Source organism: Blastococcus sp. SYSU D00820 (assembly GCF_054050695.1).
This window is the reverse complement of record NZ_JBJGZW010000021.1, coordinates 41,071-53,010: the sequence shown is the minus strand read 5'-3', so window position 1 is coordinate 53,010 and position 11,940 is coordinate 41,071. Positions and strand designations below refer to the sequence as shown.

Annotated in this window: 12 protein-coding genes; 6 read left to right on the top strand and 6 right to left on the bottom strand. The window is 76.3% G+C overall.

Going from position 1 to position 11,940, the window contains the following annotated elements; all coding sequences use genetic code 11:
• Nucleotide 1: 1 nt before the first annotated feature.
• The 5 genes from ACI79R_RS18915 to ACI79R_RS18895 form a co-directional block, all read right to left on the bottom strand.
• Entirely contained in the window at nucleotides 2-790 is a 789-nt protein-coding gene (locus ACI79R_RS18915) for an alpha/beta hydrolase family protein (RefSeq protein WP_456575206.1), read from the bottom strand.
• Complete coding sequence (locus tag ACI79R_RS18910) at nucleotides 787-1,503, bottom strand: DUF3710 domain-containing protein (RefSeq protein ID WP_456575205.1); 717 nt, start codon at nucleotides 1,501-1,503, stop codon at nucleotides 787-789. The genes ACI79R_RS18915 and ACI79R_RS18910 overlap by 4 nt, the downstream gene beginning before the upstream one ends.
• Before the next feature lies 1 nt (nucleotide 1,504).
• Entirely contained in the window at nucleotides 1,505-1,972 is a 468-nt protein-coding gene (gene dut / locus ACI79R_RS18905) for a dUTP diphosphatase (RefSeq protein WP_456575204.1), read from the bottom strand.
• Nucleotides 1,973-2,061: 89 nt separating this feature from the next.
• A complete protein-coding gene (locus ACI79R_RS18900; RefSeq protein ID WP_456575203.1) occupies nucleotides 2,062-2,946 on the bottom strand; it encodes a hypothetical protein in 885 nt (294 codons plus the stop codon).
• Nucleotides 2,947-2,983: 37 nt separating this feature from the next.
• Nucleotides 2,984-3,286 carry a DUF4193 domain-containing protein gene (locus ACI79R_RS18895; protein WP_456575202.1) on the bottom strand — a complete coding sequence of 101 codons (303 nt, stop codon included), beginning with the start codon at nucleotides 3,284-3,286 and terminating at the stop codon, nucleotides 2,984-2,986.
• Nucleotides 3,287-3,625: 339 nt separating this feature from the next.
• On the opposite strand from ACI79R_RS18895, the gene ACI79R_RS18890 reads away from it, so the two are divergent.
• Both ACI79R_RS18890 and ACI79R_RS18885 read left to right on the top strand, forming a co-directional pair.
• Nucleotides 3,626-4,672 carry a phosphotransferase family protein gene (locus tag ACI79R_RS18890; protein ID WP_456575201.1) on the top strand — a complete coding sequence of 349 codons (1,047 nt, stop codon included), beginning with the start codon at nucleotides 3,626-3,628 and terminating at the stop codon, nucleotides 4,670-4,672.
• Nucleotides 4,673-4,802: 130 nt separating this feature from the next.
• On the top strand, nucleotides 4,803-5,366 hold the full coding sequence (locus ACI79R_RS18885; protein ID WP_456575200.1) for a LytR C-terminal domain-containing protein: 564 nt from the start codon (nucleotides 4,803-4,805) through the stop codon (nucleotides 5,364-5,366).
• A gap of 28 nt (nucleotides 5,367-5,394) precedes the next feature.
• On the opposite strand, the gene ACI79R_RS18880 is transcribed toward ACI79R_RS18885, so the two are convergent.
• Entirely contained in the window at nucleotides 5,395-6,210 is an 816-nt protein-coding gene (locus tag ACI79R_RS18880; RefSeq protein WP_456575199.1) for an inositol monophosphatase family protein, read from the bottom strand.
• Nucleotides 6,211-6,255: 45 nt separating this feature from the next.
• Here ACI79R_RS18880 and ppgK point away from each other — a divergent pair, with 45 nt between their 5' ends.
• The 4 genes from ppgK to ACI79R_RS18860 all read left to right on the top strand — a co-directional run bounded on the left by ppgK (nucleotide 6,256) and on the right by ACI79R_RS18860 (nucleotide 11,896).
• Nucleotides 6,256-6,999, top strand: a complete 744-nt coding sequence (gene ppgK, locus ACI79R_RS18875; RefSeq protein WP_456575198.1) for a polyphosphate--glucose phosphotransferase — start codon at nucleotides 6,256-6,258, stop codon at nucleotides 6,997-6,999.
• 257 nt (nucleotides 7,000-7,256) lie between these two features.
• On the top strand, nucleotides 7,257-8,615 hold the full coding sequence (locus tag ACI79R_RS18870) for an RNA polymerase sigma factor (RefSeq protein ID WP_456575197.1): 1,359 nt from the start codon (nucleotides 7,257-7,259) through the stop codon (nucleotides 8,613-8,615).
• 528 nt (nucleotides 8,616-9,143) lie between these two features.
• A complete protein-coding gene (locus ACI79R_RS18865; RefSeq protein ID WP_456575196.1) occupies nucleotides 9,144-9,368 on the top strand; it encodes a DUF7455 domain-containing protein in 225 nt (74 codons plus the stop codon).
• Between the two features lie 143 nt (nucleotides 9,369-9,511).
• Nucleotides 9,512-11,896: a VanW family protein gene (locus ACI79R_RS18860; RefSeq protein ID WP_456575195.1), complete on the top strand. Its 2,385-nt coding sequence runs from the start codon at nucleotides 9,512-9,514 to the stop codon at nucleotides 11,894-11,896.
• Nucleotides 11,897-11,940 lie beyond the last annotated feature (44 nt).

The window sequence follows — 11,940 nt, the reverse complement described above, 5'->3', positions numbered from 1 at the left end:
GTTACAGCGTAGAGCGCTGCGGCGCGCCGTCGCGGCGTGTCCGCAGCCACTCCCGCACCAGCCGCCAGGGCTCCCCGGCGGGGTCGATCAGGACCATGTGGTCACCCGGCACGAGCCGCACCTCGACGTCGTCCCCGGCCGCCGTGGCGGCCTCGGCGTAGCGGGCGCTCTGCTCGGGCACCACGACGACGTCCTCGGTGCCGTGCACGCACAGCACCCGCGCGCCCGTGGGCAGCAGCCGCACCGGACTGGCGAGGGCGTAGCGCTCGGGCGCCTCGGCCGGCCCGGCGCCGAGGAAGCCCTGCACCGCGCGGTCGCCCATGTCCTGCGCGGCGGCCCGCTCCAGGTCGAGGACGCCGGCCTGCAGCACCGCGGCGGTCACCCGCACCCGCGGCCGGGAGCCCGGCGCGCCGTCGGGCAGCCGGTGCCGGCCGGCGGCCCAGGCGGCCAGGTGCCCGCCGGCGGAGTGCCCCACCACGGTGACGTCGCCGAGGTCCAGCCGGTCGGCGCCGGGCAGGTCCGGCAGCGCGTCGAGCGCGGCGCCGACGTCGGCGACCGTCTCGGGCCAGCCACCGCCCGCGCCCACCCGGCGGTACTCGACGGCGACCGCGGCGAAGCCGGCGGCGGCGAGGTCGGCGGCCAGCGGCCGGGCCAGCTCCACGCCGCGGGCGGCCCGCCAGAACCCGCCGTGCAGGACGACGGCCACCGGCGCCGGCCCCTCGCCCGCGGGGAGCGTCAGCTCCAGGAACTGGTCGGGGTGGGCGCCGTAGCGGGTGGTCGCCGCGGTCACGCCGGCGGTCGGGCCGGGCCACCGCCGGCACCCTGCTGGCGGGCGGCCTGCTGGGCGGCCACCTGCGCCGCGGCCTGCGGCGGGAGGGTGAGCGGGAGCTGCTCGCGGACCGGCATCGGGTCGCTGCCGCGGACGACGACGATCTCGCGGAACGCCTCCTCCAGCACCGCCGCGGCGGTCGGGTCCTCGGCGGCCGGGCCGCTGATCATGCCGCGCAGGAACCAGCGCGGGCCGTCGACGCCGAGGAACCGGGCGGCGCGGCGCACCGGCTGCGGGGCCGGCTGCCCCGGCTGGCCGGGCGGCGACGCGGTCACGTGGCCGACCAGCTCGGTGCCGAAGGGGCCGTCGGCCTCCTTGAGCGAGGCGCCCTGCCCGGAGGCGCTGCGCTGCAGGTCGGCGCGGACGTCGTCCCAGATGCCGCCCGCGCGCGGAGCGGCGAACGCCGAGACCTGCAGCAGCGAGTCGCCGTGGCGCAGCGTCGCACCGATCACCTTCTGCTGGGCGTTGACGTCGACCCGCAGCTCCATGCCGGCCATCGCCGGCAGCCGCACCGAGCCCAGGTCGACGCGGGGCCGGCCGTCGTCGGGGGCGTCGGCCTCGTCCCACGGGCCGGTGGTCTCGTCCACCTCCCGCACGCGGTGCTGCGGCTCCGGGGGGACCCCGCGCTCGCGCAGGCTGCGGTCGATCCGGTTGCGTCGCCGTCCCAAGGGCATGTCAGCCCCGCTCCCCTCGTCCGTCGGCCGATCCGGCGTGCCCGCCGGTGGACCCGTGCCCCGCCTCGCCCCGCGCGCTCTCCGGCAGCTCGGCCACCGCGACGAACCGGGCCCGCACGACCGGCTGGACGACCAGCTGGGCCACCCGGTCCCCGCGGCGCAGCCGCAGCGGGACGGCGGGGTCGAGGTTGACCAGGTTCACCTTGATCTCGCCGCGGTAGCCGGCGTCGATGGTGCCCGGCGCGTTGACCAGGCTCAGCCCGAGACGGTGGGCCAGCCCCGAGCGCGGGTGCACGAAGCCGGCGTAGCCCTCCGGGATGGCGACGGCGACGCCGGTGCCCACCAGCGCACGCTGCAGCGGGGCCAGCTCGACGTCCTCGGCGACCGACAGGTCGGCGCCCGCGTCCCCCGGCAGCGCATAGGCGGGGAGGACGTCGTCGGGCCCGGACAGCCGGACCGGGACGTCCACCTCCGTCGGGACCGGGGACGGTTCGGAGGGCGGCGCCACGTCGGCGACAGTAGCCGCGCGGAGCGGCGGCGGTGCAGGTGGGCGGCGGGTCAGCCGCGGGGCCGGCGGAGGTCGGCCAGCACCCGCCGGGCGAGGGTCTCGGTGGCCTTGCGGTTGCCCCGGCCGCCGAGCGCGGCGCCCACCAGGAAGGGCGCGGCCGACGGCGCATTGCGGGCCAGCCGGCGGGTCATGCGGCGCCGCAGCGCGCGCAGGCCGGCGCTGCCCAGGACCCCGCCAAGACCGGTGCCGCCGGACTCGTCGACGGCGTGCTGGGCCGACCAGCTGGCCAGGTAGGCCGCCGCGCGGGCGCCGGGGTCGCCGGCGGCCGGGCGGCCGTACAGCTCGTGCAGCTCGCCGAGCAGGACCACCTCGACGGCGGCGGTGAGCACGGTCTCCGCGCCCAGTTCCAGCGGCAGCGCGAGCAGCGACGGAGGGGCGAACCAGTGCGCCGCCGAGAGCCCGCCGGTGGCCGCGCCGATGGTGCCGGTCAGCCGGGCGGCGCGGGCGACGAGCGCGTCGGCGATCTCGTCGTCGCTCGCCCCCGGATGGGCGGCGCGCAGCCGCGCCGCGTCGCGGATCGGCAGCCGCGGTGCGGCGGCGGCCAGGAGGTCGCCCAGCAGCGCGGTGGGCGCGCGCGACCCCTCGGGCGTCGCCGCGCCCGCCGACCGGTCGCCACCGGCGCCGCGGACCGCGGCGGCGACCGCCGTGAGGACGTCGCGCAGCGCGCCGGCCGCGCGCCCGCTCCCGGCTCCCCCGTCGGGACGGGAACGCCGGGTCGAGTCGCCGACCAGCCCGCTCACGGCCTCCGCGACCAGCCGGGCCGCCCGGCCCAGCCCGCTCTCGGGGACCGGACCGCCGGCCGGGGACGCGGGAGGCGGGACAGGGCGCGGTGGCGGCACGTCGCGGACCTCGCCGGTCCGGTGCTGCTCGCTCACGCCGTCTCCTCCCCCGGCCCCGGGCCGGCTGCTGTGATCAGGCCGCGCAGTCGCGGCAGTAGAGCTGGTCGCCCCGCGTGGAGGCCAGCCGGCTCCGGTGCTGCACCAGGAAGCACCGCGAGCAGGTGAACTCGTCCTCCTGCTTCGGCAGCACGCGGACGGTGAGCTCCTCGTTGCTCAGGTCGGCACCCGGCAGCTCGAGGTTCTCGTTGAAATCCGTCTCGTCGACGTCGACGGACGCGGACTGCGCCTCAGCGCGCCGGGCCTTGAGCTCCTCGAGCGAGTCCTCGCCCAGCTCGTCGGCCTCGTTGCGGCGCGGGGCGTCGTAGTCGGTGGCCATGGGTGGTGCCCCTCCTCCGGGGTGTCACGCGGGCGCCGGGGCGCCCGCAACGTGCGAGACGGCGCCGGGGCGCCGCCGTCGGTGTCCGGTCACGGGGTGACCGGACGGTCTGTCCAACCGGCGGCCCGGGGGCGGGCACCGGTGCGGTCTCCCGCGCCGGGCCACCCCGTCACCGGCACGGTGTCGGCGTCGGGGAACCGGCAGCCCCCCAACGCCGTGCAGCTCCGGTTTGTGCCCGGCGGGCGCGACCCGACACATCCGGTGCCCGGGAACGCCCCTCGGGCCGACCCTGGTCGAGAGCCGGGCGGGCCGCAGAGCGCCAGAGGTTACCCTGCGCCGGTGTCGACTCCCGTGGGTGCTGACCCGTCCGTCGTCGGCCCGTACCTGGCCGCCGCGCTGCGGGACCGGAAGTGGCGCGAGGTGCAGGTCGAGCTGATCGCCGCGGGCATGTCCAACCTCACGTACACCGTCACCCCCGCCGGGCGGTCGGTCGACGAGGCGGTCATCCTGCGCCGGCCGCCGACCGGCGCCGTGCTGGCCACCGCCCACGACATGGGGCGGGAGCACCGGGTGATCTCCGCCCTCGGCGGAACCGCCGTCCCGGTGCCGCGCACGCTGCACCTGTGCACCGACCCCGGCGTGCTCGGGGCGCCGTTCTACGTGATGGAGCGCGTGGTCGGCGTCCACGTGATCGGCTCGATCCCGCCGGGCTACGCCGACGAGCCGCCGCAGCGCCGCCGCATGGCCGACGGCCTCATCGACGTCCTCGCCGACCTGCACTCGGTCGACCCCGCGGCCGTCGGCCTCGGCGACTTCGGCCGCCCCGAGGGGTTCATGGCCCGGCAGGTGCGGCGCTGGACCCAGCAGTGGGACGCCACCCGCGACCGCGACCGGCCCGGCATGGACGCCCTGGCGGCCCGGCTGGCCGAGACGGTGCCGACGACGCAGCGCTCCGGGATCGTGCACGGGGACTACCGGCTGGACAACTGCCTGCTCGATCCGCAGGACCCGGGCGTGGTCAGGGCGGTGCTCGACTGGGAGATGTCGACGCTGGGCGATCCGCTCGCCGACATCGGGATGCTCTTCGTCTACTGGCCCGAGCCCGGCGAGGACCGCCCCTACGCGCTCAGCCCGGTCACCACCCTGCCCGGGTTCCCGACCCGGCGGGAGATCGCCGAGCGCTACGCCGGGCGCAGCGGCCTGGACCTCGCCGACCTCCACTGGTACGTCGGCTTCGCCTTCTTCAAGTTCGCCGCGATCGTCGCCGGGATCATCGCCCGGTCGGCGGCCGGCGCGATGGCGGGCAAGGACACGACCGGCTACGCCGAGCGCATCGATCCCGTCGTCGAACTGGGACGCGCCGCGCTCGACGACGGTGCGATCTAGAAGCCCTGTCCGGTCCTAGACTCCGGCCGACCGCCAGCTCCCCGCACGGCGTCCGCTGACCAGGCCAGCGCCCCGCGCGCCGGCCGGTCGCAGCGAGCCGACCGCGGGCCCTCGCCGAGGAGACCCGACCGTGACCGCGAGCACCGACCGTCCCGTGGTGCGTCCGCGCAGCGGCCGGCGGCCGATCCCGCCGCTGATCTTCCTGCTGGTGCTGGCCCTGGCCGCGCTGGCGGTGTGGTGGAACGTGCTGCGGGACGCCGCCGAGGCCGAGCAGGCCAACGACGCCGCGTGCGCCTCGGCCGAGGCCGCGCCGCCGTCGCTGGACCCGGCGACGGTGTCGGTCCGGGTCTTCAACGCCACCGACACCGCCGGCCTCGCCCAGCAGGTGGCCGCCGAGCTGCAGTCCCGCGGGTTCGTGGTCGACGAGATCGCCAACGACCCCGAGGACCGCGAGGTCACCGGGGTCGGCGAGATCCGGCACGGCAAGCCGGGTGCGGACGTCGCCCGCTTCCTCCGGGTGCTCCTCCCCACCGCCGAGCTGTTCGAGGACACCCGCCCCACGGCCCAGGTCGACCTGGTGATCGGCCCGCAGTTCGCCGGCCTGGCCAGCACCGACGAGGTCGCGGCCGGCCTGGCGGGCGGCGCCGAGGCCGCGGCGGCCTGCGACACCGCGGCCCCGGTCGCCGCCGGCTGACCGCCCACCGGGTCGGCGCCGCCGGCGCTCAGCGCCGGTGCAGCCGCTCCAGCAGGGCGACCAGGGGCTCGGCCACCGACGGCGCGGCGGCGATCGCCATGGGGTCGGCGAAGGCGCGGCCCGGCAGCCCGGTGACCACCAGCCCGGCCTCCGCGGCCACCAGCGCGCCGGCCGCGTGGTCCCACGGCTTGAGGTCGAGCTCGTAGTAGGCGTCCACCCGGCCGGCCGCCGCGGCGCACAGGTCCAGCGACGCGCAGCCGTAGCGGCGGATGTCGCGCACCTCGGGGAGCAGCTCGGCGACGACGGCGCCCTGCGCCCGGCGCTGCTCGACGCGGTAGCCGAAGCCGGTGGCGACCAGCGTCTGCGCCAGGGAGGCCGGGGCGCTGCCGGCGAGCCGCACGGGCTCGCCGCGGCCCGGGGCCGACAGGTACGCCCCGCCGCCGGCGGTCGCGGTGAACAGCTCGCCGGTCGGCACGTTGAGCACCACGCCGGCCACCACCTGGCCGTCGACCTCCGCCCCGATGGAGACCGCGTAGCCGGGCTGGTCGTAGAGGAAGTTGACGGTCCCGTCGATCGGGTCGACGACCCAGCGGACGCCGGTGCTCCCGGTGCGGTCGGCGCCCTCCTCCCCCAGGAGGCCGTCGTCCGGGCGGGCGGCCAGCAGCCGGCTGGTGATCAGCGCCTCGGCCGCGGTGTCGACCGCGGTCACGACGTCGGTGGGGCTGGACTTGGTGTCCACCTGGGCGGCGGCCGTCGACCGCTCGCGGGCGATCAGGGCGGCGGCCTCCTGGGCGGTGGCGACGGCCAGGTCGAGCAGCTGGGCGGGTTCGGGCAGCGCGGTCACCCGGTGATCCTGCCCCGCGCACGAGGGGGTCACTAGCCTGGCTCCGTGCAGGGCTTCGGTGTGGACATCGGCGGCAGCGGCATCAAGGGATGCCTGGTGGACCTGGCGGAGGGCCGGCTGGTCGGGGAGCGGGTGCGGATCGAGACGCCGCAGCCGTCCCTCCCCGATCCGGTCTGTGCCGTCGTCGCCGAGATCGTGAGGACGTTCGGCTGGACCGAGCGGGTGGGCGTGACCTTCCCCGGCGTCCTCAAGCACGGGGTGGCGCACACCGCCGCCAACGTGGACAAGAGCTGGCTGGGCACCAACCTGGCCGCCGGCGTCGAGGCCCTCGTGCCGGGCACGGTGCAGACGCTCAACGACGCCGACGCCGCCGGCATCGCCGAGATGCGCTACGGCGCCGGCCGGGACGAGCGGGGCGTGGTGCTGATGCTCACCTTCGGCACCGGGATCGGCAGCGCGCTGTTCACCGACGGCGTCCTGGTGCCCAACACCGAGTTCGGGCACATCCAGGTCGACGGCGAGGACGGCGAGCGGCGGGCGTCGGCCTCGGCGCGGGAGCGGGAGGGGCTCAGCTACCCGGACTGGGCCAAGCGGGTCGACCGGTACCTCGACGTCCTCGAGGCCGGCGTCTGGCCCGACCTGATCATCGTCGGCGGCGGGGTGAGCAAGAAGGCGGAGAAGTGGGTGCCGCTGCTGAGCACCCGCACCCGCGTCGTCCCCGCGGCGCTGCAGAACGACGCCGGGATCGTGGGCGCCGCGCTGGCCGCGGCCGAGCGCATCGGGCAGTAGCAGCCGGCGGTCCGCGGCCCGCCGTCTCCCCCGGAACGGGCACTGCAGCCGCAACCGGTGGAATCGCCGTCCGGCGTCGTTACAATGGACGAGCCCCGCCCCGTCGCTCCAGCCGATCGGCATCCCCTGTCCGCGCGTCGGTCAAACGCCGCGCCGCGACCGCGGGACAGCCCCGGCACCGGACGACCGGCCAGGGCCGCTGCCCGGGGGTCACACGGCACCTCGGGGAACGAACCCAGCACGGGAAGGAACCCTGAGTGCCCGCCGACACGCCAGCACCGGAAGCAGCCGCGAGCCAGAACCGCTCGAAGACGGTTGCCGCCGGTCCCCGGGCCTCCCGGACCAGCGCCCCGGTCAGCTCCGAGGCGGCATCCGCCGCCAAGGCCCCGGCACGCAAGAAGGCCCCGGCGAAGAGCGCCGCCGCCGCCAAGGGCCGCACCAAGCCCACGATCTCCCCGTCCCCCGGCGCGGGTGAGGGCGGCGCCGTGCTGACCGCCGTCGCCTCCGACGACTCCGCGGTCGCGGTCATCGACGCCGGCGGTGAGGGCCTCAAGATCGACGAGACCGTCGTCGCCGGGCCGGACGGCCCGGAGAACGAGGCCACCGCCGAGGGCGCCGAGGGCGGCGACTTCGAGTGGGACGACGAGGAGGAGTCCGAGGCGCTGCGGCAGGCCCGCAAGGACGCCGAGCTCACCGCCTCGGCCGACTCGGTCCGCGCCTACCTCAAGCAGATCGGCAAGGTCGCGCTGCTCAACGCGGAGGAGGAGGTCGACCTCGCCAAGCGGATCGAGGCCGGGCTCTACGCCGCCGAGCGGCTGCGCCAGGTCGAGGAGGAGGGCCAGAAGCTCTCCCCGCAGATGCGCCGCGACCTCAACTGGATCGTCCGCGACGGCGAGCGCGCCAAGAACCACCTGCTGGAGGCCAACCTCCGCCTCGTGGTCTCCCTCGCCAAGCGCTACACCGGCCGCGGCATGGCGTTCCTGGACCTCATCCAGGAGGGCAACCTCGGTCTGATCCGCGCCGTCGAGAAGTTCGACTACACCAAGGGCTACAAGTTCTCGACCTACGCGACGTGGTGGATCCGCCAGGCCATCACCCGCGCCATGGCCGACCAGGCCCGCACCATCCGCATCCCGGTGCACATGGTCGAGGTCATCAACAAGCTCGGCCGCATCCAGCGCGAACTGCTCCAGGACCTGGGCCGCGAGCCCACCCCGGAGGAGCTGGCCAAGGAGATGGACATCACCCCGGACAAGGTGCTGGAGATCCAGCAGTACGCCCGGGAGCCCATCAGCCTCGACCAGACCATCGGTGACGAGGGCGACAGCCAGCTCGGTGACTTCATCGAGGACTCCGAGGCCGTCGTCGCCGTCGACGCGGTGAGCTTCACGCTCATGCAGGACCAGCTGACCAGCGTCCTGCAGACGCTGTCGGAGCGGGAGGCCGGCGTCGTCCGGCTGCGGTTCGGCCTCACCGACGGCCAGCCGCGCACCCTGGACGAGATCGGCCAGGTCTACGGCGTGACCCGCGAGCGGATCCGCCAGATCGAGTCGAAGACGATGTCCAAGCTGCGCCACCCCAGCCGCTCGCAGGTGCTGCGCGACTACCTCGACTGACGAAGGGCCCTCCTGGGCTCCTGCCGACGGCCCCGGCCTCCCACGCGGAGGTGCGGGGCCGTCGCCGTCCCGGCTCCGTCGGCGGCCCCCGTGGCCGGAGCAGCGCTTCCGGTCGCGGCGCGGCCGGGCAGGGCCGGGGTGGGTCCGGGAGGACCGCGAACAGCAGAGCCCTCCGCCTCTGTTGCGGAGAGGTCACGATCTCACCCTTCGGTGCCGACCGGGCGGTGTACGACGCCGCCCGCCGGGTAGACGGCGTAGCGTGGGTGTCGTTCAACAACAGCAGCGGACCCCATGGCACCTCAGCCGGACACTGCCGGCGCACGGAACCGACGAGCAGCACGACCGACAGATCTGCACCACCCGGGATGCGTCCACTGCTGAACCTCCCACCGGCACCAGTGGTCCCGGACTCACCGCCCTCGGCGAGTCCGGTCACGAAGGTCGGTGGAACGGGAACAGAGAGGCCCATCCTGGCGCTGTGCAGGAGGCCGATCCGCGTTCGCGGGTCCGTGCGGTAGAGAGCGAGTGATGACCCAGATGACCCAGACGCTGACGACGACCCCCGCCGCCGACGACCTCGTCGTCCCCTTCCACTGCGACCGTTGTGGCGCGCTGGCCAAGGTGCGGGTCGTGCTCCCGAGTGGCAGCGACCTCGTGTTCTGCGGGCACCACGCCCGTGAGTACGAGGGGAAGCTGCGCGACCTGGCCGCCGACATCATCGAGACTGACGGCGAGCAGAGCCTCAGCCACTGACGGAGGCGCTATCGTCGCGGACAGCGATGAAGCCCTCACCCGACGCCGCCGCCGGCGTCCCCGAGCCGCCACGCGCGGACGGGGACCCGGCGGCTCCGTCGTTCCCGGGGATCCCCGGTCGACGGCGACCCGGAGAAGACCCCATGCCCCAGTCCCCCGTCCCCCACGACCAGACCGCCCGGCTGGACGAGCCCGGGCTCGCCGACGGCGGTCTGAGCGACGACACCCGTCCGGTGCCCCGGGACCGCGGCCCGGTCGGCGACGAGGCCGGCACGCCCGCCGTGCCGCCGCCGGCCGCGCCCGCCGGGAACGCGGGCGGCGAGCCGGCCGCCCCGGCCGTCCCGGCGGAGGACGTGCCGCCCGTGGACGGCGACGGCACCCCGGTCGCCGGCACCGCCCCCATCACCGGCGGGCCGGCTGCCGACGTGGACTGGGACCGCACCGCCGACATCCGCTTCGCCCCCGGCCAGGCTCCGGGCCAGCTGGCACCCCCCGCCCCGCCGGCGGAGGGCAGCAGCGCTCCCGTGACGCCGACCGCCGAGCAGCCGGCGCCCGGCTCCGACGGTCCCGGCCCGGACGGTCACGGCCCGGACGGTCCCGGCGGGCCCGGTGGGCCCGGTGGCCCCGGGGACGGCGGCGCCGGCTCCGAGGGCCCGGGCGCCGGCGCGCCCGCGCCCCGCCGTCCCTGGTGGCGGCGCCCCGCGGTGCTCACGCCGGCCGCGGCCGTCGTCGTGCTGGCCGGCGCCTACGGCGTGGACCTGCTCGTCGCCGGGAACGACATCCCGCGCAACACCGTGGTCGCCGGCGTGGACCTCGGCGGCCTCTCGCCGGCCGCCGCCGCCGACCGGCTGGACGCCGAGCTCGGGCCGCGGATCAACGCCGACCACACCGTCGTGGCCGACGACGTGACGCTGCCGCTGTCCCCCGCCGCCGCGGGCATCGCGCTGGACGTGGACGAGACCGTCGAGGTCGCCGCGGAGCAGCCGCTGAACCCCTGGACCCGGCTGGTCAGCTTCTTCAGCGACCGCGAGGTCGACCCGGTGATCACCGGCGCCGACGACGCGCTCGCCGCGCAGGTCGAGCTGATCGCCACGCAGGTCGACCGGGCCCCGGTCGACGCCACGATCGCGCTCGAGGGGACCACCCCCAGCGTCGTCCCGCCCGTCCCCGGCCGGACGCTGGACCAGGACGGCGCCGCCACCGCCATCAGCGAGGCGCTGTCCACCGGCGGCGACCCGGCGACGCCCATCGAGCTGCCGGTCGACGTCGACGAGGTCACCGTCGACGAGGCCGAGGCGCAGCGGGTGCTGGACGAGACCGTCACGCCGGGCCTGGCGGCGCCGATCACCGTGGTCAGCCAGGACGGCGCGACCTCCGTCGAGGTGCCGGTGGAGGCGATCGCCGCCTCGCTCACCTTCACCCCGGAGGAGAGCGGCGAGCTCACCGTCGGCGTCGACCCGGCGCTGCTCGCCGAGGCGATGGGTGCCGACTTCGCCGCCTTCGGCACCCCCGCGCAGGACGCGACCTTCGAGATCCAGGGCGGGACGGTGCAGATCGTGCCGTCGGTCGACGGCACCGGCGTCGACCCGGCGGTGCTCGCCGGCCAGCTGGTCGAGGTGCTCCCGGACGCCGCGCCCCGGACGGTGACCGCGCAGCTCGGGCCCATCCCGGCCGACCTCACCACCGAGGAGGCCCAGCAGCTGGGGATCAAGGAGGAGATCAGCTCCTTCACCACCAGCACCGGCAACAGCGCCAGCGGCACCAACATCCGCGTGGTGGCCGAGGAGGTCGACGGCGCCCTGGTGCTGCCGGGCGAGACCTTCAGCCTCAACGGCTACACCGGCCCGCGCGGCGCCGCGCAGGGGTACGTGCCGGCCAACGTGATCAGCGGCGGGCAGCTGTCGACGGCGATCGGCGGCGGCATCAGCCAGTTCGCGACGACGATGTTCAACGCCGTCTTCTTCGCCGGCCTCGAGGACGTCTACCACAAGACGCACAGCTTCTACATCAGCCGCTACCCCGCCGGCCGCGAGGCCACGGTGTACGACGGGCAGATCGACCTGCAGTGGCGCAACGACACCGACACCGGCGTCTACGTGCAGACCCAGTGGGTGCCGTCGGGCTCCGGGGGCGGGTCGATCACCGTGCGCTTCTGGGGCACCAAGCACTACGAGATCGAGGCGATCGAGGGTCCCCGGCGCAACGTCACGCAGCCGGCGGTGCAGGAGAAGGTCGACGACGGCAGCTGCATCCCGCAGGGCGGAGCGGCCGGGTTCGACATCACCGTGACCCGGGTCTTCCGCGACCTGCAGACCGGGGCGGAGATCCGCCGCGAGACCTTCGAGACCCACTACGCCCCCGAGGCGGTCATCCGCTGCATCGCGCCCCCGCCGGCCGCGCCGGAGACGCCGCCGGCCACCCCGGGCGGCGGGGCACCGGCGACCGGGCCCGCCGGCCGCCGGCCCGGCGGCAGCACGCCCGGAACGCCGCACCGGCACCGCCGCCGCAGCGCCGCGCGAGTGGCCTGACCGGTCGCCCGGGCAGGCGAACCGCCGTCCCGACCGGCCCGGAC